This window comes from Streptomyces sp. NPDC059455 (genome assembly GCF_042750115.1).
Lineage (GTDB): Bacteria > Actinomycetota > Actinomycetes > Streptomycetales > Streptomycetaceae > Streptomyces > Streptomyces endocoffeicus.
Genome location: NZ_JBHYVB010000156.1, coordinates 6,969 through 27,617, shown reverse-complemented (window position 1 = coordinate 27,617; position 20,649 = coordinate 6,969). Strand labels below are relative to the sequence as shown.

The 20,649-nt window shown below is 68.6% G+C and carries 17 protein-coding genes and 5 pseudogenes; 9 read left to right on the top strand and 13 right to left on the bottom strand.

What is annotated here, in order from left to right; genetic code table 11:
• Nucleotides 1-95: 95 nt before the first annotated feature.
• From ACFXB5_RS38810 to ACFXB5_RS38795, 4 genes and pseudogenes are all read right to left on the bottom strand, one after another.
• A pseudogene (locus ACFXB5_RS38810) lies at nucleotides 96-386 on the bottom strand (ATP-binding protein); the annotation flags it as partial.
• A 567-nt stretch (nucleotides 387-953) separates the two neighbouring features.
• Nucleotides 954-1,592: an isochorismatase family protein gene (locus ACFXB5_RS38805; RefSeq protein WP_385217414.1), complete on the bottom strand. Its 639-nt coding sequence runs from the start codon at nucleotides 1,590-1,592 to the stop codon at nucleotides 954-956.
• A 1,174-nt stretch (nucleotides 1,593-2,766) separates the two neighbouring features.
• On the bottom strand, nucleotides 2,767-3,669 hold the full coding sequence (locus tag ACFXB5_RS38800; protein WP_385217411.1) for an alpha/beta fold hydrolase: 903 nt from the start codon (nucleotides 3,667-3,669) through the stop codon (nucleotides 2,767-2,769).
• Nucleotides 3,666-4,769, bottom strand: coding sequence for a hypothetical protein (locus ACFXB5_RS38795; protein ID WP_385217408.1), 1,104 nt, complete (start codon nucleotides 4,767-4,769; stop codon nucleotides 3,666-3,668). The genes ACFXB5_RS38800 and ACFXB5_RS38795 overlap by 4 nt, the downstream gene beginning before the upstream one ends.
• Before the next feature lie 128 nt (nucleotides 4,770-4,897).
• Between ACFXB5_RS38795 and ACFXB5_RS38790 the strand changes: the two genes are divergently transcribed.
• The 3 genes and pseudogenes from ACFXB5_RS38790 to ACFXB5_RS38780 form a co-directional block, all read left to right on the top strand.
• Nucleotides 4,898-5,554, top strand: coding sequence for a TetR family transcriptional regulator (locus ACFXB5_RS38790; RefSeq protein WP_385217405.1), 657 nt, complete (start codon nucleotides 4,898-4,900; stop codon nucleotides 5,552-5,554).
• A complete protein-coding gene (locus ACFXB5_RS38785; RefSeq protein WP_385217403.1) occupies nucleotides 5,551-5,718 on the top strand; it encodes a hypothetical protein in 168 nt (55 codons plus the stop codon). The genes ACFXB5_RS38790 and ACFXB5_RS38785 overlap by 4 nt, the downstream gene beginning before the upstream one ends.
• Before the next feature lie 348 nt (nucleotides 5,719-6,066).
• Nucleotides 6,067-7,110 (top strand): annotated as a pseudogene (locus ACFXB5_RS38780) (IS701 family transposase); the annotation flags it as partial.
• Nucleotides 7,111-7,433: 323 nt separating this feature from the next.
• Here ACFXB5_RS38780 and ACFXB5_RS38775 read toward each other — a convergent pair.
• On the bottom strand, nucleotides 7,434-8,006 hold the full coding sequence (locus ACFXB5_RS38775) for a TetR/AcrR family transcriptional regulator (RefSeq protein ID WP_385217400.1): 573 nt from the start codon (nucleotides 8,004-8,006) through the stop codon (nucleotides 7,434-7,436).
• 83 nt (nucleotides 8,007-8,089) lie between these two features.
• Between ACFXB5_RS38775 and ACFXB5_RS38770 the strand changes: the two genes are divergently transcribed.
• The 6 genes and pseudogenes from ACFXB5_RS38770 to ACFXB5_RS38745 form a co-directional block, all read left to right on the top strand.
• Nucleotides 8,090-9,040, top strand: a complete 951-nt coding sequence (locus ACFXB5_RS38770) for an NADP-dependent oxidoreductase (RefSeq protein WP_385217397.1) — start codon at nucleotides 8,090-8,092, stop codon at nucleotides 9,038-9,040.
• 203 nt (nucleotides 9,041-9,243) lie between these two features.
• Nucleotides 9,244-9,555: pseudogene (locus ACFXB5_RS38765) on the top strand (transposase family protein); the annotation flags it as partial.
• A gap of 156 nt (nucleotides 9,556-9,711) precedes the next feature.
• On the top strand, nucleotides 9,712-10,665 hold the full coding sequence (locus ACFXB5_RS38760; protein WP_385217394.1) for a helix-turn-helix domain-containing protein: 954 nt from the start codon (nucleotides 9,712-9,714) through the stop codon (nucleotides 10,663-10,665).
• Between the two features lie 14 nt (nucleotides 10,666-10,679).
• Entirely contained in the window at nucleotides 10,680-11,141 is a 462-nt protein-coding gene (locus tag ACFXB5_RS38755) for a cupin domain-containing protein (protein WP_155342733.1), read from the top strand.
• Nucleotides 11,138-11,986: an NADP-dependent oxidoreductase gene (locus ACFXB5_RS38750; protein WP_385217390.1), complete on the top strand. Its 849-nt coding sequence runs from the start codon at nucleotides 11,138-11,140 to the stop codon at nucleotides 11,984-11,986. The genes ACFXB5_RS38755 and ACFXB5_RS38750 overlap by 4 nt, the downstream gene beginning before the upstream one ends.
• Nucleotides 11,925-12,977, top strand: a pseudogene (locus tag ACFXB5_RS38745) (IS701 family transposase); the annotation flags it as partial. The gene ACFXB5_RS38750 and the pseudogene ACFXB5_RS38745, both read left to right, overlap by 62 nt.
• A 303-nt stretch (nucleotides 12,978-13,280) precedes the next feature.
• On the opposite strand, the gene ACFXB5_RS38740 reads toward ACFXB5_RS38745, so the two are convergent.
• The 8 genes and pseudogenes from ACFXB5_RS38740 to ACFXB5_RS38705 form a co-directional block, all read right to left on the bottom strand.
• Nucleotides 13,281-14,045, bottom strand: a complete 765-nt coding sequence (locus ACFXB5_RS38740; RefSeq protein ID WP_385217387.1) for an ABC transporter ATP-binding protein — start codon at nucleotides 14,043-14,045, stop codon at nucleotides 13,281-13,283.
• The gene (locus ACFXB5_RS38735) at nucleotides 14,042-14,842 is read right to left on the bottom strand and encodes an ABC transporter ATP-binding protein (RefSeq protein WP_385217384.1); all 801 of its coding nucleotides are present in this window, start codon (nucleotides 14,840-14,842) and stop codon (nucleotides 14,042-14,044) included. Before ACFXB5_RS38735 ends, ACFXB5_RS38740 begins: the two co-directional genes overlap by 4 nt.
• Nucleotides 14,839-15,669 carry an ABC transporter permease gene (locus ACFXB5_RS38730; RefSeq protein ID WP_385217381.1) on the bottom strand — a complete coding sequence of 277 codons (831 nt, stop codon included), beginning with the start codon at nucleotides 15,667-15,669 and terminating at the stop codon, nucleotides 14,839-14,841. Before ACFXB5_RS38730 ends, ACFXB5_RS38735 begins: the two co-directional genes overlap by 4 nt.
• The gene (locus ACFXB5_RS38725; RefSeq protein ID WP_385217378.1) at nucleotides 15,666-16,631 is read right to left on the bottom strand and encodes an ABC transporter permease; all 966 of its coding nucleotides are present in this window, start codon (nucleotides 16,629-16,631) and stop codon (nucleotides 15,666-15,668) included. The genes ACFXB5_RS38730 and ACFXB5_RS38725 overlap by 4 nt, the downstream gene beginning before the upstream one ends.
• Nucleotides 16,631-18,142 carry an ABC transporter substrate-binding protein gene (locus ACFXB5_RS38720; protein WP_385217376.1) on the bottom strand — a complete coding sequence of 504 codons (1,512 nt, stop codon included), beginning with the start codon at nucleotides 18,140-18,142 and terminating at the stop codon, nucleotides 16,631-16,633. The genes ACFXB5_RS38725 and ACFXB5_RS38720 overlap by 1 nt, the downstream gene beginning before the upstream one ends.
• Before the next feature lie 42 nt (nucleotides 18,143-18,184).
• Nucleotides 18,185-18,922: a DUF1684 domain-containing protein gene (locus tag ACFXB5_RS38715; RefSeq protein WP_385217373.1), complete on the bottom strand. Its 738-nt coding sequence runs from the start codon at nucleotides 18,920-18,922 to the stop codon at nucleotides 18,185-18,187.
• Between the two features lie 303 nt (nucleotides 18,923-19,225).
• Nucleotides 19,226-19,564 (bottom strand): annotated as a pseudogene (locus ACFXB5_RS38710) (RNA polymerase subunit sigma-24); the annotation flags it as partial.
• Between the two features lie 178 nt (nucleotides 19,565-19,742).
• Entirely contained in the window at nucleotides 19,743-20,222 is a 480-nt protein-coding gene (locus tag ACFXB5_RS38705; RefSeq protein WP_385217370.1) for a hypothetical protein, read from the bottom strand.
• Between the last annotated feature and the right edge of the window lie 427 nt (nucleotides 20,223-20,649).

Sequence of the window (20,649 nt, the reverse complement as noted above, 5' to 3'; positions counted from 1 at the left end):
GATCTATCTCGCCGACCACGTCGACGAAGGACGCCTGCCGAACCCGTGAAGTTTCGGCAGCACCTTGCACGAGTTCGCCGGAACATGTGCGCTTTCGTGAAAGCCTCGTTGGAAGCGATGGCGACGCTGTTCTTCTCCTCGCGCTCGGTCAGAACCTGAAACAGCAGTTCGGCGCCCCTGCGGTCAAGCTCCATGTAGCCGAGTTCATCAATGCATAAAAGATCGACACGGCCGTAGCGGGCGATCGTCTTGGACAGCTGCTTCTCGTCGGCAGCTTCGACCAGCTCGTTGACGAGCTTGGTGGCCAGCACGTAGCGGACGTGGTAGCCGTGCATCGCGGCCTCGGTGTCCAGAGCGATCAGCAGGTGGGACTTGCCGGTGCCGGAAGTGAAGGCGATCGACTGCAACATCTTCGTGCGGTCTTGCCGTGTGAGGTGAGGGTCGTCGCGGAGACACATCCGTTGTTCGGGAAGTTGTTGTCGGCGAAGTCGTTCAAGCGGTGGAACGGCGTGTTGCTGTTGGTCGTCGACTATAGCCCCAGGGGTGAACGAGACCTTCGCCTTTGGTATGGGGTGGGGCTGACAAAACCTGGCACCGGATTTGCGAGCGTCTGCCACCGACAGGGATAGTGCACCACGTGACCGGGCCAACGGGCATGGATCTTGCCTGGCTTGCGGTTGTTCTCGCCGGTCGGATCGGTGAATCGCCTGCCGGGGCCGAGCCTGGTCAAGTGTCCGGAGACGGTGCTATGACGTCGCGAGCGGTTGCTCCACTTGCTCGCGCCGACCCGGGCGACGCTGATCTCGGCAGTGCCGTGGGCAATCGGGCGGGAACAGCATCACCAGACCAGGCGTCGGCGCCTTCGACCGCGCCGGAGCCGGCACGCCGTCGATCTCGAACGGCTCCACCGGACCTGCCCGCTCGTCGGCATGCTCCCGGGAGGGGTGAAATCGTTATGACCGTTGCATCAGCGACTTGGTGAAAGCGTAGGCTTGTACGCCCTTCGCCATCGTGGGCTGGTGCTCGCGCATAACCTGCTGCAGGAGCGGGCCCCGTGCCGAGGTGTGGTCGTACTCGAGTTCACCGGCCAGCGAGTACCACGTGGTCGGCACCGCGCCGGCCTGAACCATGCGCTGTATGGCGATGTCGTGGGTCTCCTTGGTGAGGGAGCCGGAGGCGTCGGCGATCACGTACACCTCATAGCCTAGACGCATCGCCCCAAGGACACTCTGCAGCACGCATCCCTCGGTCGACACTCCCGCGATCGCCAGCCTGTGGCGGCCTGTGGCCTCGACGGCGGCCGCGAAGCTCGTATCCGCGAAGGCATTGGTCGCGCCGGGGCGCTCGATCACGGGGAAGTCATCGCCGATAACCGCGAGGAGCTCGGGGTAGAGCGGGCCGGAAGGTTTGTCGCTTTGGCCGTTGGTGACCACGAGGCCCGTCTCGAAGAGTGTCGCGGTCTTGGCCAGCCCGACGACGTTGTTGATGTGTGTGCCGAGGTCGTGGGAGCGCAACAGGTTCGCGAAGCCGACCGCGTGGTCGATCAACACGATGGTGGTGTTCTCGGGCGTCAGCGGCTCAGGGACCGGCATGATGTGCCTCTTCTCGTTCGTCGTTGTGGATCGGTGTCTTCGGACGGGGCATCAGCGGGTCGGTCGGCAGTCCGGCGCGATCACCCGGTAACGGCGTCGTGTGCCTGGCCGCGCCGGACCTCCGGAGTGCCCGGCACCAACACGATGGTTCTCCGGTCGGCACCCGCCTCGAAGGCGCTGACGCGATGCCCGTCCACGACCACCCTGTGCCGGGTCGTGCCGGTGACTGAGCCCTTCGCATGCCATCGGCTGCTGTAGGTGAGTCATGGGAAGTACTGCTCCTCGGCAGGCTGACCACCGCCCTTAATGACCAGGTGGTCAGTAAGGGCCATACACCCCGCTGCGCCAATTGACCATCCGTATACTCAGGCGGATGAGCGAGCGAATCGCCGACCGCACGCCGCAAGCCCGAGCCCGCGCCGGACAGCGTCACGGCGCCGCAGCTCCGCGGCGTCGGCGCGATCGGGCAGTGAGTCCGAAGGCCATCCTTGAGGTGGCCCGGGCAGAGCTCTGCGAGCACGACCACAGCAAGACGACGATCCGGGCCATCGCCGCGCGAGTCGGCGACCCAACTCGTGTTTGTTCTGGGCAGCCTTGTCGCGTCGGCCGCGGTGGCAGGCGCACTACCCGCAGGCCGAGCCGCACGCACGCCTTCCGTCGCGGCGGTCTCCCACAGCCGCTGACGGCGAGGCCGCGCTCCGCCCGAGAGCACCCAACTGGTCCGCCCCCGTGGATCAACGAGGACGCAGACGGTTGCTCCTGGGCGGGCTTCTGCCGAGACGCGGCGAGCCGGGCGCGCGATCGCCGAGCCGCCCGGGCGGCCCCTGTCGGCCCGGGCACGTTCAGTGAGGAACTGGTTCACAGGATCGAGGCTTGGGGCCGGGATCAGTTACCGGCTTTGCCGGGGCGGACGCCGGAGCCGTACATGAGCATCGGGCAGCACCTTGAGGATGGCGTCACTCCACCTCGGGAAGCCGGTGTGTGGGCGCCGCGCTGCCGTCGCCGACCCAGTCCTGAGTGATGCCGCGCACCCGGACGGAGAGGTCCGTGTGTGCGGCATCAAGAGTCTGCCTGCCGCGATCAAGCGGTGTGTTGGCAGGTGGTCAGCACAGGATCAGGGTCCTGCCCGAAGCGGCTGCCCGGACCTGACCCAGGGGCATCGGCCGCAGCGTCCCTAGCCGCGGTACGTCTCGGTGTGGCTCAGTATCAGTCGGGTCAGTGCGGCGGGGCGGTCGAGTTGGAGGAAGTGTCCGGCTCCTCGCAGTCGCTCGAAGCGCCATGGGCCGTCGACCCACTCGCCCGAGCGTGCGATCTGTTCGAGGCTGCTGTAGATGTCTCCTTCCGGCCAGATCCCGAGCGTCGGCACCTCGACCCGGGGGATTGGGCTGATCTTCGCGTTCACGGGGTGGATGTTGGCCTGGTAGAAGTTGAGCATCGCCCGCACCGCGCCGGGCCTTTCCAGATCGGCGATCCAGGCGTCTGCCTCGGGGTGGTTGCCCACCCACCAGCGGAACGTCGACCAGGGCCCGCCCTCGCCCTCCGCCTCGCTGCGCAACCACTCCTCGGCGTCGGAGAACAGCAACCGCAGCATGTACCACGACAACTGCTTCTGCTCGTACGCCGCGTACCTCCGCGCGCCGGGGTGACCGATGCTCAGCGCGACGTAGGACCTGACCCGGTCGGGGCGGTGGGCGGCCATGGCCCACGTCGACGCGGCCCCGCGGTCGTGACCCACGAGGTGGAAGGTCTCCGCCCCGAGTTCGTCGACGATCGCCCACAGGCGTTCCTGGTCCTTCGCGATCGTGTAACTTGCCACGTCGGCCGGCATGTCCGAGTCGCCCTGTCCGAGGAGGTCGGGTGCGATGACCCGGTACCCGGCCTCCAGGAGCCCGGGGACCTGGCCCCGGTAGACCGCCGACGAGTCGGGGATGCCGGGCACCAGGACGATGATCTCCGGGCCGGTCCCCGCGGCGAAGACATTCAGCCGGTGCCCGTCGACCGTGACCGTGTGGCGGTCCATGCCGGTGAGGCGGTGAGCCGCCGGGTGGAGGACGGGTGAGGTGTGCTCCTGTGTCATGACAGTGCTCCGTTTCTCTCAGGTGTCGCGGTGCGCTTGATGGTCGGGGTCTCGGGCTCCTGTCCCGGGCGGTTCCTACGGCGTCGACGCGCCAGGTGGACAACCCCCGGGGTCGCGTGGATCAGGAGGTGGTCGTCGGGTGAGCGCCGTCGTTCGCTCAGATGGAGCCGGTCATTGGCGATCAGGATGGCCATCGCCACCCCGGCCCAGAGGGCGAGGACCACGAGGGGCTGGCCGGTCCCGTGTCCGTCGAAGTAGACCGCCGCCCTGGTGGCGCGCACGACGGCGGAGTTGGGGAGCCACTCGGACATCTGCCGGTAGACGTTCGGCAGCATCGCGGACGGTGTCGTTCCTCCGCTTGCCGCGTTGCCGACGAAGAGGAAGATCAGCGCCGCGAGCCCGGTGCCGGGGAGTCCGAGGGACGCCTGGAAGGCCGCGACGACGAGGACGAAGGTCAGGCCCCCGGCGAAGCCGATGCCAAACAGCTCGAAGGGGGCGCCGGTGAGGGCGCCGAAGCCGACATCGAGCAGAAGCACGTCCAGCAGGGCTGCGAGCGCGGCGTACAGCGCGGCACCCGCGACCCGCCACCAGAGGCGCGCGCGGACACCCACCAGGTAGAGGCCCACGCTGCCCAGGACGCTCGGAACCAGGAGCCCGAGCTCGAAGACGAAACTGGACAGTCCAGCCTCGTCGTTCCGGGACAGCGCGGCGACGTCCGTCACGACGGGCTCGACTCCGGTGTCCGGCAGCGCCGAGGAGAGACTCGAGACGATGGTCCGCTCCAGCGTCGGCCCCATCGCACCGGCGACAACGATCCGGTCGGCGCCGGACGCGGGCAGGATCAGGGCGGCGTCCGCGCGGTTGTCCGCGACCCGTGAGGTGGCGACCGAGGCGTCCGGCACCCGTTCGACGGTGAAGGAGCCGGGTGCGGCCGATGCCAGGTGCCGCGACACGGCATCGACACGGCTCGCCTCGCCCACCACCTCGACCGAGATGCCGTGGGGCGAGGGCGCGTGTGTGGCGTACTCGTACGACGCCGCGAGCAGGAGCGAAACGAGAGCGGCGATCACGGCGACGACGACAAGGCGCCGCGGACTCACCGCCCGCTGCTCCGCCGGCGGCGGTGCACGGTGCTCTGTGTGATCGATGACAACAACCCCCTAATGACCAAGTGGTTATTAGGAGCGTACGTGAGGTCCGAGTTAATGACCAGCCGTATACTTGGTGCATGAATCCCTCAGAGGAAGACCGGTGTGCTCCCGGCCGCGCGGTGGAGTCGCCGGGCGAACCGCCGGTGGCCCGGCGGCGGCGCGATCCCGAGGCGAGTCGGCGGGCGATCCTCGACGCTGCCCGCCGTGAGCTGTACGAGCGGGGCTACAGCCGTATGACGATCCGCGGCGTGGCCGCCCGTGCCGGCGTGACGCACGGGCTCGTCATGCGTCACTTCGGCTCGAAGGAGGGACTGCTCCGTGCGTCGATCCAGGGTCCGGATGAACTCGACACGGTCCTGGCCGGTGATGCGGAGGGACTGCCGGAGCGCATCGCGACAGCGTTCGTCGAGCGGATGGAGGCCGCGAGGAGCTCCGATCCGATGGTGGCCCTGATCCGCAGCGCGGCGGCGGACGATCCTCTCGCGACCGATCTGTACGTGACGATGCAGGCGCAGAGCGCGCGTGCCTATCGCGCGGTGCTCACCGGGCCGGACGTCGACGAGCGGGTCGACCTGCTCGGCTCGGTGCTGCTGGGAGTCACCTTCAGCCGTTACGTGGTCCGCGCCGGAGCGCTCGCCACGATGGAGCCGGCGGAACTGTCCCGGTACCTGGCCGAGTTGCTGCGACCGATCGTCCACCCGATCGACCGGGCTCCCACGGAGACGGGCGCGTGACCGCCGCGCTTCTTGGGGACGTGGTGCAGATCTGCGTCGTGACCAGCGACATCAGGCGCACCATCGACGGTTACCTGCGCATGGGGATCGGCCCGTGGCGCGTGCAGACCCTGGGCCCCGACTCAACCACCGACACCCGATTCCGGGTGTGTCAATTAATTTAACGGCTGATCTTGGTTGTTGAGTGGTCAGTTGTTGCTCGGGGTCAGGCGGCCCTCGAAGGCGATCTGGAAGGCGTTCAATGGCGGCGCGATGACGCCCGACGCAGTGTCGGTGACGGGCTGATCCATCACAGCGATGCCGGGCCAATACAACTCGAATGCGATGGCGGAAACTGCTGCGCTGGATGGAATTGCATCATCGATTAGTACTCCAGTGTGACTTCGCGATCTTGTGGGGGGATCCCGGTCGGGAACGGGTACGGCCACCGCGTGATCATCGGGGTTGTGTGGACTCCTGAAGATCGTGCGGTGGATGTGGGCCGTAGCGTGCACCTTGTCCGTTGGCGGGCGATGTTCGACCAGGCAATGGCCCGAATCGCGGGCCAGTTCGGGCGGGTGGAACCGCGAGCGACTGCACGCGCCTATCTGCTCGGACTGCTGTCGAACACCGAGCGAAAGAACTGCTGGCAACTGGCCGAGCAGGCCGGTCACACCCGGCCTGGGCCCATGCAGCGGCTGCTGCGCTCCGCCCGCTGGGACGCCGACGCCGTCCGCGACGAAGTCCGCGCCTACGCCGTCGAACACCTCGGCACCGACGACTCGGTGCTGGTTGTGGACGAGACCGGCTTCGTGAAGAAGGGTCACTCCTCGGCAGGCGTGCAGCGGCAATACACCGGCACCGCCGGACGCATCGAGAATTCCCCAGTCGGCGTGTTCCTCGCCTACGTCACCAGCCGTGGACGGGCGCTCATCGACCGCCGACTTTACCTACCCGAGCAGTCTTGGTGCGCCGACCCCGAGCGCCGTCGCACGGCTGGAGTACCCGACGACGTGACCTTCGCGACCAAGTCCCGCCTGGTCGGGGACATGATCGCTGCCGCGTTGGATGCCGGAGTCACCGCTTCCTGGGTGACCGGCGACGGAGCCTACGGTCAGGACCCCCACCTTCGCGCCCGTCTGGAAGAACGGGGTATCGGATACGTCCTGGCCGTGGCCTGCTCAGCCAGGGTGCAGATCAACAACGGCCGCGCGCCTGCCCGCGCGGATACCGTCGCGGACCGCCTGCCGAAGGCGTCCTGGCACCGGCAGAGCGCCGGCAGTGGCGCGAAGGGCCCGCGCTACTACGACTGGGCCTGGGTCCGCATCGGCAGTGACCACCATCGCCACCTGCTTATCCGCCGCAACCGGACCACCGGCGAACTCGCCTTCTACCGGTGCTGGTCACCCACCGAAGTGACGCTGGCGGGGCTGGTCCGTGTCGCCGGTGCCCGCTGGAGTATCGAGGAGTGCTTCCAGGCCGCAAAGGGTCAGGTCGGGCTCGACCACTACCAGGTCAGGCACTGGACGGCATGGCACCGGCACACCACCCTCGCCATGCTCGCCCTAGCCTTCCTCACCGCCGTCGCCGTCGCCAGCGCGGCACCCCACCGGCCCACCGAACCGCACCACCCCACCCGAAAACATGAGCCGATACATCTGACCGTCCCGGAGATCCGTCGCCTGCTCACCGCAGTCCTCACTCCGACGGCCATCACCACGGCCAAACTGCTGCACTGGTCCAGCTGGCGCCGACACCACCAGTCAGCAGCTCGACGCAGTCACTACCGGCGACGATCTCTCAAGGAACCCACCAGATGGACCAGGAAACCGCACTGAGGTAAGGCCGTTTCCCGGACAGCTGGTTCTACGCTTACCTGCGAGGCCTGTTTGCGGCCGACTCAGCGGACCGTCGGAGCTGGCGGCGCGACCACTTCGCGCAGCTCGGCGGCGGCCTGGGCCATGAGCTGAGCGAGGGTGGTGTCCGGCTCGGCTAGCCAGCGGGGCATGGCGCGCCGGTGGATCGCCAGCACCACGTCGATGATGAAGCGTGCTTTGCCGGGCTCGACGCCGCGGCGCTCGAGCGCCGGTGCCAGCGCGTCGGCGATGTCGGCGAGCTTGATCAGATCGCGCTCGGCCAGCGCCGGGTTGGCGGCGATCACTCTTCCCCGGCGCAGCAGGAACTCGCGTGGGCGGAAGATCTCCTCGGCGGTTCCCAGCGCGGTCAGCAGCGCCTCGATCGGGGGGAGGCCCGGGTCGGCCGCCTCGACCTGGGCGACGAGGTGGGCCTCGAGTTCGTTGCCGGCGAAGAGGACTTCCCGCTTGTCGGGGAAGTAGCGATAGAAGGAGCGCTCCTTCAGACCGGCGGCGCCTGCGATCTGCGCGACCGAGGTGCGCTCGAACCCCTGCGTCTCGAACAGCTCGAGCGCCGCGCGTTCGAGCCGGCCCTGTGCGTCGGATTCCCATCGCGGCATACCCACCAGGATACGACAACAGGAGCTGTTATCAGCTGGTACGGTCAATGACAACAGATGCTGTTATCAGCCAGGAGGTCGTCATGAAGGCTCTGCAATTCGACCGGTTCGGTTCCCCGGACGTGATCGTGCTCCGCGACGTCCCACAGCCGGAGCCGGGACCCGGCCAGATCCGGATCGCCGTGCGGGCGTGCGGCCTGACACCGGCCGACTGGCACGTCGTCGACGGTCTCCTCGCCGACCATCTGCCGCCGCTGCCGCGCGGGCTCGGCCTCGAGGTCGCGGGCACCGTCGACGCGCTCGGCGAGGGCGTCACCGGCGTCCAGATCGGCGACCGCGTGTTCGGCCCGGCCACCTTCGACGGCCCGACGGCCGGCGCCGCCGAGTACGCGCTGATGCCGGCCTGGGCACGCATTCCCGAGGGCGTAACCGCCGAGCAGGCCGCCGCGCTGCCGATGGCGGCCGAGACGGCGTGGCGCGCGCTCGACGACCTCGGCGTCCAGCCGGGTGAGCTGCTGCTCGTCCACGGCGCGGGCACCACCGTGGGTGAGGCGGCGGTGCGCTTCGCGCTGCACCGGGGTATTCGGGTGATCGCCACAGCCGGGCCGACTCGGGCCGCCGCCCTGGAAGAGATCGGCGCCCAGGTGACCGCCTACGGCGAGGGCATGGCCGAACGCGTCAGCGCACTGACCCCAGGCCCCGTGGACCGGGCCCTGGACACCGCGCCGACCGGGGGCCGGATCGACCGCGCCGACCAGCCCAGTCCGGCCGGCGGCTCGCTACCGACCTTGATCGAGCTGACCGGGGATCCCGACCGTGTCCTCACCGTCTCGGACTTCGCCGCCGCAGCCGAACTGGGCGTCCGGATCACCACCGAGATCCGCTACGACCAGATGAATGAGTACGCCAGGCTCGCCGGCGAAGGCATCCTGGTCGTACCGGTCGCCCGCACCTACACCCTCGACCAGATCCAGGAAGCGGCCAAGCTCAGCCAATCCCGCCGCCCCGGCGGCAAACTCATGCTCGTCCTGTGATCACCTTGATGGCCTGGTCAAGCGAAAGGAGTCCACACAACCCGATGATCACACGGTGACCGCACCCGTCCCCGACCAGGGTCCCTACAAGATCGCGAAGTCACACTGGAGTATTAGCAGTAGGGGGATTCCTACGACAACGCGCTAAAGGCTGTCTCGTAACCGGTGACAGGTGTGTCCAGGTGATCGTTGATCATGGTGGGATGCAGGTGATCACGGCATCGCGGTCGGAGTGGATCGCTCCGTTCACGGGTTTGGAACCCGGCCAGTTCCGCAAGCTCGTGCGCGTCGTGGCCCAGCGCGGCGGGGACGAGATCGCCGACGGCCGCCCTGGCCGGCAATGGCGACTGGACCTAGCCGACCGCGTGCTACTGGTCGCCGCCTACTGGCGCACCAACCTCACGATGCGCCAGATCGGACCGCTGTTCGGCGTCTCGCACTCCGCCGCCCATCGCGTGATCGACACCCTCGGCCCGTTACTGGCACTGGCCCCGGTCCGGCGCACCAATTCCGATATCGGTGCTGCGCTCACCGTTCGGCCGTCGGTCGCCGGCGCGACCGAGCCGTCCATCGCGTGCACCAGAGCCTGGTGGAGCAGATGCGGGCCGGCGCCGCTGTAACGCCCGCCGAACACCGTGCCCGAGCAGAAGTGTCGCCGTTATCGTTGACCGGTGATCGGCAACCTTGAGACGTTCCAGGACGAGCTGGCCGCCAGCGGGTTTCCGCCGCTGGTCAACAAGCTGGCCGGGGCCAGCTTCCGGGGCCGGATCGCCACCCGCGACCTCGGGCCGTTGCGGCTGGTCTCCCTCGACACGCCAGAGAGCGCCTGCATCGGGCGGGAGCGCGACGCCTCCGACGGCGAGAACCTGGCGGTCAAGGTGATGACCTGGGGCCGGACGCGGATCGAGCAAGGGCGCGGCGACGCCGAACTCGGGCCGACCGACCTGGTGCTGCTCGATCCCACGCGTACGCTCCGGTTCGAGAGCACCGCCGCGGCGCACGTCACTATCCTGGTTCCGCGCCGGGAGCTTCGGATCCGGCCCGCGCAGATCGACCGGCTCATCGGCGTACGCATCGACGGCAGCCACGGCCCGGGCGCTCTCGTCTCCGTGCTGGCCCGGGAGTCGGCGCGGTCGGCGACCGAGTTCCGCGAGGCGGAGGCGCTGCGGTCGGCGGCGGCCGTCGTCGAGCTGATCGCGGTCGCATTGGAGGCCCGGCTCGGCGACGAACAACCGGCCCCGGACGAGTGGCTGCGGGACCGGATCACCGGCTACATCGAGGCGCGGCTGGCCGATCCCGATCTGTCCCCGCCCGGCATCGCCGCCGCCCACTACATCTCAGTACGCCGGCTGCACAAGCTGTTCGAGGACCAGCCGCTCACCGTCGCGGCCCTGATCCGCCGTCGCCGCCTGGAGCGCTGCCGAGCCGAGCTGACCGGAAGCGGACGTACTGTCACCGCCGTGGCCGCCCGGTGGGGATTCTCCGATCCCACCCATTTCAGCAAGCTCTTCAAGGCGACGTACGGCTACAACGCCCGCGCACTGGTAACCAGCAATCGTGCACAGACGACCAAGACGCGCACAGCCGGCCCGGGAAAGGATGGTGGTGACCAAGGCACGCAATAGCAATAGGAGAAGTCGTGGCGAAGGTAAACATCGTCCGCCCCGGTGAGGGCGAGATCCTCGGCAGCGGGGCACAGCAGATCCGCATCCTGGAGAACGGCGAGCACACCGACCACCGGCTGGGGTTCGCCGAGGTCACCATTCCGCCAGGCACCCCGAGCCCGTTGCAGCATCGCCACGCCCAGCATGACGAGGGCTTCTACGTGCTGGCGGGAACTTTCCGGTTCACCGTCGGCGAGGACCAATACGACGCCGGGCCGGGCACCTGGGTCATCGTGCCGACCGGGGCGCCGCACACGTTCGCCAACGTCGGCGACGAGAACGCGGTCATGCTGAACACCTTCACGCCGGACCTGTATGTGCAGTACTTCCGCGACTTCAAGGCCATGATCGATTCCGGGCAGCCGGTCAACGCCGAGACCATGAAACCGCTCTGGAAGAACTACGCCACCGAGATCTCGAACGAATACGCCTCGTGAAGCGCCTTCAATACGACCGCTACGGCGGCCCGGAGGTGATTCGGCTCGCTGAGTTCGAGCCACCACGCCCGGGTCCGGATGAGGTTCTCGTCCGCGTCCGAGCGGCGGCTTCCAACGCGCTGGACTGGAAGATGCGTAACGGCGAGATGAAGCTGATGACCGGCCGCTCCTTTCCCCGGGCGATGGGGCACGACTTCGCCGGAGTCGTCGAGGCGGTCGGCGCCGGCGTCACCCGCCTGAAGGCCGGCGACGCGGTACTCGGCCGGGCTCGGTTCCGGCAGGCGGGGGCGTTCGCCGAGATGGTGACGGCCCCGGAGAAGGCGGTCGTGCTCAAACCGGTGGACCTTTCGTACGAGCAGGCCGCCGCCCTGCCGACCGTGGGCGTGACCGCCTACCAGGCCACGGCGGAAATCCGGCCCGGGCAGGCGGTCTTCGTCAACGGGTGCCTGGGTGGTGTGGGCCGGGCCGCCGCCCAGTTCGCCCGGGCGCGGGGAGCCTCGGTCGCCGGCAGCTGCCGCAACCCTGCGACCGACGAGGCCCGCGAGCTCGGCGTCGAACTGGTCGTGGGTTTCGGCTTCGACCCGGCCGCCCTCGCGGAACGGTTCGATCTCGTCCTCGACACGCCCGGCATGCTTCCCTTCGCCGCGGCCCGAACGCTGCTGAAGCCCGGCGGAACCATCGTCGACATCGTCCCAACCCCGGCCAAAATGATCAGAAGCGCACTGCCCGGCCCGTTCCGGGCGATGGTGGGTCGGCCGGTGACCGCCGACCTGGAGGAGGTGGCGCCGGCGGATCGCGGAGCGGATGGTGCCGCGGATCGGCCCGGACGCCTGGGCGGTCGATGACGTGTCATTCCCCAAGGACGGCAGGATGTCGGTGGGCGTCGCCCACCAGTACTGCGGTGCGCTGGGCAAGCAGGCCAACTGCCAGGTCGCCGTCAGCGTGCACGCGGTCTCCGATGTGGCCTCATGCCCACTGAACTGGCGGCTGTTTGTGCCGCGGGAGTGGGCGGACGACGCCGTCCGGCGTCGGCGGACCGGCGTGCCCAGGGACGTCGGGCACCGCCAGAAGTGGCGCCTGGCCCTGGACGCCCTGGACGCCCTGGACGAACTGGCCGGATGGGGACGGGTGCCGCCGGTGGTGGTGGCGGATGCCGGCTACGGCCAGAACGCCGACTTCCGCGCCGGTCTGGCCGGGCGGGGAGTCGCGTATGTGGTCGGCATCCGTGGCGATATCACCGTTCAGCCGCATGACGCGCACCCCGTCGCCCCGGCCTGGTCCGGCACCGGCCGCCCGCCGGTGCCCCGCTACCGGCAGCCACCGGTGACGGTGGCGGAACTGGCCGCGGCCGCCGGACGGGAAGCCTTCACCCAGGTGACCTGGCGGGAAGGCCCCCGCGGACCGATGGCCTCGCGCTTCCTGACGATGTTTGTCCGGCCGGCCGGGGCGCGCTCGCGTCGGCTGGCCCAGGCAGCCGCGGTGGCCGTGCACGGCCGGTGGGACGGCGTCCTGCCCGAGGTGCGACTGCTGGCCGAATGGCCCGCCGGGGAGGAAGCACCGACCCGGTTCTGGCTGTCCGACCTGCCCGACGACACCCCGATCCCCGAACTGGTCCGCCTGGCAAAGATCCGCTGGCGCATCGAGCACGACTACCGGGAACTCAAGCACGGCCTGGGCCTGGACCACTTCGAAGGCCGCTCCTGGAACGGCTGGCACCACCACGCCACCCTCGTCACCGCCGCCCACGCCTTCCTCACCGAGCAGCGACTGTCCCCCAAAGCCGACACACCAGGCTCACCCTCTACCAGATCCTCGACACCATCCAAGACCTACTGAACTGCTGGACCGGCATCCGCACCACCTGCCACCAACCCCTGCCCATCAGAACACACACAACACCAAGATCGAGACAGACATAACGGAGTCCTACTAGGACGTAAACGGCAATCTGCCCACTTCGAACGCCCTCTCAGGCCCCAGTCTCCAGGTGTCCACGATCAAGGGGAAGCTTCACGCATGGCACTCCACCTCCGTGTGGTCGACGCCGTGCCGCGGTCACCCCGATTCTCCTCACAGGGCACTGGAAGATGCCCTTCCGTGCGCGGACGCGCCGGGAGGCCGGGGCGTTCACTCGCGCCGTCACGCCGGCAGTCGCGGAACCCTGGCGAGGAGGTGGCGGGTGTACGGATGCTCGGGGGCGCCCAGGACCTGGGAGGTGTCGCCCTGCTCGACGATGCGGCCGCGCTCCAGGACGGCGGTGCGTTCGCAGAGCGAGGCGACGACCGACAGATCGTGGGAGACCATGACGAGCGTGAGGCCCTGCTCCCGCTTCAGCTCGTTCAGCAGGTCGACGACCTTGACCCGGGTCGTGATGTCGAGTGCGCTGACGGGTTCGTCGGCGAGCAGCACCCGCGGGTCGCACACGGTCGCGCGGGCTATCGCGATGCGCTGACGCTGTCCGCCGGAGAACTCGTGCGGATAGCGCTCCGCGGCATCGGCCGGCAGTCCGACCCGTTCCAGGGCTTCGGCCACCTTGGGCCCGGCCGTGCGCTTGGTGGCGATACCGAGGGAGCGCAGTGGCTCGGACACGATGCCGCTCACCCGCTGTCGCGGGTCGAGCGATGAGTACGGGTCCTGAAAGACACACTGGACGCTGCGCCGGAACCGCCGCACCTGGTCGCGGTCGCGGAGCTTCAGTTCCTCCCCGTCGAAGCGCACCGTGCCCGAGGTGGGCCGGGCGAGCCCGAGCAGCAGACGCAGCAGCGTCGTCTTTCCGGCGCCGGACTCGCCGACGAGGGCGAGGCTGTGTCCGGCCTCGACGGCCAGCGAGACGTCCTCGACGACCGGCTGTGCGCCGGCCCGGTAGCGCAGGGCGGCTTCGCTCAGTTCCAGTACGGCGGTCATCGCGGGCTCCTGGGGTCAAGGGCGGACTCCAGCGTGCGCGCGCTGTCCACCAGCGCCTTGGTGTAGGGCGCGCGCGGGGCCCGCACGATCTCTCGGATGTCGCCCTCCTCCACGGCACGGCCGTCCTTCATCACCAGGGCACGGTCGGTGACCCTCGCGACGACCGCGAGGTCGTGGCTGATGAAGAGGACCGCCATGTCCCGTTCGCGTACCAGGGTGTCGATCAGGTCGAGTATCTCGGACTGTACGGACACATCGAGCGCGGTGGTCGGCTCGTCCGCGATGAGCAGCTTCGGGTCACAGGCCAGCGCCATGGCGAGGGCGACGCGCTGCCGCTGTCCGCCGGAGATCTCGTGCGGGAAGGAGCGGGCGATGCGTTCGGGCTCGGGTAGCCGCACTTGCTCCAGTGCGTCCACGACAGCGCGCTTCAGCGCGGCACCCCGCAACCCGCGCCGTGTGCCGAGCGGTTCGGCGACTTGCCTGCCGACGCGCATCAGCGGGTCGAGCGCGGTGAGCGGCTCCTGGAAGACGATGGCGGCGTCCCGGCCGCGTACGCCTGTCAGTTGCCTGTCGCTCGCGCCCACGACCTCGGTGCCGGCGAGTTCGAGGCTGCCCGCCGCGGCCATGCCTTCGGGCAGCAGGCCGAGTACGGCGAGCGCGGTCAGTGATTTGCCGGACCCCGACTCGCCGATGAGACCGAGTCGTTCCCCTTGGGCGATGGTCAACGAGATGTCGTCGACGAGGACACGTTGGTCCGTCCCGCGGATGGTGAGGCCGCGTACGTCGAGGATGTTCATCCGCGCCTTCCCCGGGCCGCCGGGTCGAGGGTGTCGCGCAGACCGTCGGCGATCAGGTTGACACCGATGACGAGCAGCACGAGCAGGATGCCCGGGGCGAGCGCGCCGGCCGGGGCGGTGGTGAAGGTGGCCTGCGCTTCCTGCAGCATGCGCCCCCATGAGGCATTGGGCGGCGGTGCTCCCAAGCCGAGGTAGGACAGACCGGCCTCGGCCAGGATCGCGAGCCCGAACTGGAGAGCCAGGTTCACCATGAGCGTGGGCCAGATGTTGGGCAGCACATGCCCGGCCACGATCCGCGGCCAGGAGGTGCCCGAGGTGCGCGCGGCCGTGATGTAGTCCTGCGTCAGGACCCGTTTGACCAGGATGCGCACCAGCCGCCCCACGACCGCGCTCTGTGCGAGACCGATGGCCAGGACGGCGGACGCCAGGGTGGCCGAGCGGGTGGCGACCACGAGCATCGCGAGGAGCAGTGTCGGGAAGGCGATGAGGATGTCGAGGAGCGCGGAGAGGGTGTCGTCGAGCCAGCCACGCGTGAACGCGGCCAGGACGCCCAGGGTGACACCGATGGCGGCCGCGATGAGGACCGATCCCAGGCCTGCTTCGAAGGCGATCCGGGAGCCGGTCATCAGCTGGGTGAACAGATCGCGGCCGAGCTTGTCGGTCCCCAGGAGATGGCCCTCGCCGGGGCCCGCGAGCCGTCCACCGGAGGTGTCGTCGGGGGCGTACGGCACCCACAGGAGCGAGACGAGAGCGAGCAGGGCGATCAGTCCGGCCGTCACGCATCCGGCGATCAGTGTGGCCGAGTGCCTGATGGACGGGCGGCTCATCGGACACCCCCCGAGAGCCTGCCCCGCAGGCGTGGGTCGATGATCCGCTGGAGGATGTCGGCGGCGAAGCCGATGAGCAGCACCGCGAGTGTGGAGACGAACAGCACGCCCTGGATGACGGGGTAGTCGTGCTGTGCGATGCCCGTCGCGAGCAGGGAGCCGAGGCCGGGCAGTGCGTACACGGACTCCACGACGACCGCGCCGAGTAGCGTGGACGCCAGCTCGATGCCGAGGATGGAGATCACCGGTACGGCGGCGTTGCGCAGTCCGTGCCGCCACATGGCCCGCCCGAACGACGAGCCCAGGGCCCGGGCGGTGCGCAGATAGTCACTCCCCAGCACGTCGAGCGTGGCCGACCTGACGTACCGGATCAGCGAGGCGCTCATGACGAGCGCGATGGTGGCGACCGGCAGGACGAGGGAGCGCATCGCCTCGGCGGGCTCCGCCCAGCCGTCCTGGGGGAAACCACCGGCGGGAAGCCAGCCGCCGTTCAGCGCGAAGACGGCGATCAGGATCATGCCGAGCCAGAACACCGGGACGGCGATGCCCAGCTGGGAAACCCCGCTGAGCAGCGCGCCGTACCAGGTCCGCCGCTTGTACGCGGCGATGAAGCCGGCCGGTACGGCGATGAGCACCGCCAGTACGAACGCGGCGAGGGTGAGCGGGACCGTCACCCTCAGCCGCGCGCCGACCTCGGGCCCGACCGGGAGCGAGCTGATGAATGACGTGCCCAGGTCGCCACTGGCCAACTGTCCGATCCAGTGGCTGAATTGCTCGGGCAGGGGTCTGTCGGAGCCGATGGAGTGCCGGGCGGCCGCGATCTGCTCGGGGGCGGCGCCCACCGAGGTGAGCGCGTTGGCGGGGTCGCCCGGCAACAGGCGCAGCAGCACGAACAGGACCACGCTCGCGAGCGCCAGCGACACCAGCAGGAAGGCGAGGCGGCGCAGGATGTACCGGGCCATCAGCCCTTCTTGATGTCGTAGGCGAAGAACTGGGAGTTCAGGCCGTTCACCGGATAGCCGGACAGCTTGGTGTTCGCCACGACGATCTGCGGATACAGGTACAGCCAGTCGCTGGCCGCGTCCTCGGCGGTTTTACGGTTGACCTTCTTCAGCAGCTGGGTCTGCTCGTCCGTGGTGGACGCCTGCTCGGCCTGATCGACCCACTGGGTGACCTGCTTGTTGTCATAGCCCCAGTAGAAATCGGGGTTGCCGTACCAGACCAGGTCACGGTCGTTGACGTGTTCCTGGAGCGTGGCCGTGAAATCGCGGTTCTGGTAGACCTTGGTGTACCACTGGTCCGGCGTGATCGAGTTGATCTTGACGGTGACGCCGACCTTGGCGAGCTGCGACTTGATGAAGGTGGCCGCTATCGGGTGCGGGTCGTAGTTGGGGGTGTCGAGGGTGAAGGTGAAACCGTTCTTGTATCCCGCCTCGGCGAGCAGTCTCTTGGCGCGGGCGGGGTCGTACGCGTTGACCTTGGTGAGGTCCTCGTACCACGGGTCGGTGGGCGGCACCATGGAGCCGATGAGCTTGCCGTAGCCGCCCCAGACGGACTCCAGCAGCTTCTTGTCGTCGATGGCCGCGGAGACGGCCTGGCGGACCTTGACGTCCGTGAACGGCTTGGCCTTGTCGTTGAAGACGAGCAACAGCTTGGTGGTGGAATTGCCGTCGCTGACCTTGTAGTTCTGGTTGCTCTTGAACTGGTCGAGGGCGTCGGGCGACTGCTCGCTGGTGACCACGTCGACGGCGCCCGTCAGCAGCGCGTTGTTCAGCGCCGTGGCGTCCTTGTAGTAGTGGAAGACCGCCTGCTTGTTGCGGGCCGCGCCGCCCCAGTAGCCCGCGAACCGGTCGAGGCCGAGGGCGGAGCCGCGGGTCCACTTGCGCAGCCGGTACGGGCCCGTGCCGTCCTCGCTCGTCTTGAGGTTCTTCGCCTGGGAGTTGAGGATCCAGACGTAGGAGAGGTTGTAGACGAAGGAGATCGACTTCTTCGACAGCTGGACTCGCACCGTGTGCGGGTCCGGTGTCGCGATGGACTTGACGACCTCGAGATTGCTCTTGCGCGCGGACTGCGAGTCCTTCGCGAGCACCTTCTCCAGGCTGTACTTCACATCCTGGCTGGTGAGCTTCTTTCCGCTGTGGAACGTCACTCCGTCGCGCAGGGTGAAGGTGTACGTGAGTCCGTCGGGGCTGACCTTGTAGTCCTGGGCGAGCAGCTTCTCGACCTTGCCGTTGTCGGTGAGCTTGAACAGCCCTTCGTAGACATTGCCGTTCAGCGCCTCGGTGACGCCCTGACCGCCGCCCGCGGTGTTGTCGAGGTTCTGCGGTTCGTAGAGCGAGCCGATATTGACCGTGGCGTTCTTGTCGTACGCCCCGCCCGCGGCGCCGCTTCCGCCGGCGCCACCGCCGCAGGCGGTCAGGGTCAGGCCGAGGAGGGCGGCACCGCTGTACAGGGACGTCTTCTTGATGTTCATGAGGGGAACGCTTTCGTGCTGCAGAGGGAAGTCGCGGGGTGATCAGTGCTGCGCCGGGAAGCCGCCGCGGAAGACGGGCCGCTTCTCACCGGCCCGGACGGGCAGGTGGAACCGGTTCTGCCGCGGCGGCATCGGACAGTTGTACTGGTCGGAGAAGCCGCAGGGCGGCACGAAAGCACGGTTGAAGTCGAGGCGGACCCTGCCCTCGCCGGTGTGGGTGACGAAGAGGAAGCGTCCGGCGCCGTAGGTGCTCTCCCCGTTGGTGGGGTCGCCGAAGACCAGCAGCAGCGTGCCGTCGTCATCGAAGGCGCTCAGCGTGTAGTCATGGCCGTCCACGGTGAGCGAGATGTCCCCCGGCACGACGAGGTCACGGGTGCCGCTATTGTCCCGGATGTGCTCGAACGCGACCCGCCTGGCGCCCGGAACCGGCGTATACGAAGCCTCCAGGACCCACGCCGGGTCGTACGGGAAGACCTCGATGTGCTCGAAGTTCCGGATCGCCGGTGACCGGGCGTCCCAGAAGCGCAGGCCGTGCTCGGGCCGGCCGGTGACGAGGTCGGTGCGCCCGAGCGTGGTGACCGTCACACCTTCCGGTGCTCCGGCGCGGGCCACGTCGAGATCGGGGCGCTCACCGGCGGGAAACCAGCGGGTTTCGACGAGGGCGAGGTTTCCCGTGGACGAGGTCACCGAGCGACGGCGCTCGATGCGCCACGCCTCCCACTCCCCGGCGGGGTCGAGGGTCGGCTGATCCAGGGCGGCGTGGGACACGGCTTCACTCATTCACGTAGACAATCGCTGCCTGTCACGCCTCGAAGTATCACGCTGCGTGAAGTTAAACCCAAAGAGATCTCTTTATCTTCCATAAGCCGCCCTATGTCAAGTTGCTCCCGGATACCGAGACGAAAGCGAAACCACAGGTCATCCAGGCTTGGTGACCCGGCGCGGGGGGGTGAGCGGGTGAGCCAGGAGGTTCGGCAGGGCCGAGGCCCGTTACGGAACGTTGCTCTGTCGGGAGCCGGGGAACGCTACCCCCACCGAGGCCCGCGGCCGTGCGTGATCGGATGACCTGAACGAACCCCCTGGCTAGGGCTCATCCGGCGTCCACAGGCGAAGCTTCTCCGGGTTGTGGACCACCCAGATCCGGGTGGCGCGGCCGCCGGAAGCGCCGAACGCGGCCACCGTCACGGTGACGCCCGCGTGCTGGGCGACCAGGCCGGGCGCACCGGCCACCGAACGTTCCAGGAGCCGAAGCCCGGGGGCCTTGTCGGCGATCGCGACCATGTACTGGGCGATGCGCGCCCCTCCCTCGACCGGACGCAGGGCGGTGCCGACCAGGCCGCCGCCGTCGGCGGTCATGACGGCCTCGGGATCGAGTAGGCCCACGAGAGCCGCGATGTCCTTGGCCTCCCATATCCTCTGCACGATCCCGGAGAAGCGCGACCAGATCGCCAACCGCAAGAAGCGCGGTTCCCAGGGTGGTCGACAAGCTCGCCGTCCGCTACGAGGCGACCGTGCTGGTCGCGGCCATCAATGAATGGCTGTGACCTGCACGGTGGCGGGAACCTAGCGAGGTTGGGACCAGCTCAGGGCTGGTGACACATCACTCGATTCCGAGGGGTCCGATGCCCAGGTCCTCACGCATGAGGCGACGCATCTGCGCCATAGCCTTGCGTCGCCGCTCTATCAGGGGCGCGTCGTCGGCGGAGCCGACAGCCGCTCCACGGGCATAGGCGTCGCGGATCGCGCGCAGGCGGTGGAACGCCTCGTTCCCCGCCTCCACGACCTGCGGGGGGCCCACGAGCCAGAGGCGTTCGCTCGCCGTGTAGATGCCGGTGCCGCGCACGGCTTCCCGCACCGCCGCGTCGCGTGCCGACTCGGACATGTAGTCGCCCAGGGCGACGGCCCGTATCTCCTCCCCCGCGGCTTTGAGGGCGGAAACATACTCCGTGTAGACCTCGCGCCGTACTTCCAGAGCGTGCCTGGCTTCCTCCCGCCGCCACCGGTTGCGGTCGGCGATCAGAGTGGCTGCGATGCCGATGACGGCACCGGTCAGTGTGGAGAGCAGGGGCGTCCAGTCCATGTGTCGCAGCTTGTCGAAACCGGTGCGCTGGCACCAGTGCTTTCGCTACGCATGGCCATGAGTCGATCCGGCCGTATGGTTTTCACTGCTGCGGTGAGGCGCTCAGCGAGGTGGCTGACGGAGGCCAACGCCCGTCAATGGATGCAGAGTTGTATGTCTCAAACGCTTCGATAGTCGTTCGGTATATCGAATCGCTCTTGCCCTGGGGTGGCACTCCAGGGATACGGCGGTTCGGAACCAAGAGAGCACCAACGTGCCTGGGCTCTCGCCCTGAACTACCCGGTCTGTGGGCGGGGGGGGGGGCGCCGGCCGGGGCGGGGGGGGGGGCTGGGGGTGGGGTGGTTTTAGTGTGGCGCCCCCCGTGTCCCGCGCGCCGCCGCCCCCCACGACCCGGTCCAGGATCCCGGCGGGGCCGCTGACCACGGTC

Bases quoted from the DNA above. Each gene is read 5' to 3' on its own strand.
- ACFXB5_RS38805 (WP_385217414.1), bottom strand. From the start codon at position 1,592: ATGCCGGTCCCTGAGCCGCTGACGCCCGAGAACACCACCATCGTGTTG.
- ACFXB5_RS38800 (WP_385217411.1), bottom strand. From the start codon at position 3,669: ATGACACAGGAGCACACCTCACCCGTCCTCCACCCGGCGGCTCACCGC.
- ACFXB5_RS38790 (WP_385217405.1), top strand. From the start codon at position 4,898: ATGAATCCCTCAGAGGAAGACCGGTGTGCTCCCGGCCGCGCGGTGGAG.
- ACFXB5_RS38775 (WP_385217400.1), bottom strand. From the start codon at position 8,006: ATGCCGCGATGGGAATCCGACGCACAGGGCCGGCTCGAACGCGCGGCG.
- ACFXB5_RS38770 (WP_385217397.1), top strand. From the start codon at position 8,090: ATGAAGGCTCTGCAATTCGACCGGTTCGGTTCCCCGGACGTGATCGTG.
- ACFXB5_RS38740 (WP_385217387.1), bottom strand. From the start codon at position 14,045: ATGACCGCCGTACTGGAACTGAGCGAAGCCGCCCTGCGCTACCGGGCC.
- ACFXB5_RS38735 (WP_385217384.1), bottom strand. From the start codon at position 14,842: ATGAACATCCTCGACGTACGCGGCCTCACCATCCGCGGGACGGACCAA.
- ACFXB5_RS38730 (WP_385217381.1), bottom strand. From the start codon at position 15,669: ATGAGCCGCCCGTCCATCAGGCACTCGGCCACACTGATCGCCGGATGC.
- ACFXB5_RS38725 (WP_385217378.1), bottom strand. From the start codon at position 16,631: ATGGCCCGGTACATCCTGCGCCGCCTCGCCTTCCTGCTGGTGTCGCTG.
- ACFXB5_RS38720 (WP_385217376.1), bottom strand. From the start codon at position 18,142: ATGAACATCAAGAAGACGTCCCTGTACAGCGGTGCCGCCCTCCTCGGC.
- ACFXB5_RS38715 (WP_385217373.1), bottom strand. From the start codon at position 18,922: ATGAGTGAAGCCGTGTCCCACGCCGCCCTGGATCAGCCGACCCTCGAC.
- ACFXB5_RS38705 (WP_385217370.1), bottom strand. From the start codon at position 20,222: ATGGACTGGACGCCCCTGCTCTCCACACTGACCGGTGCCGTCATCGGC.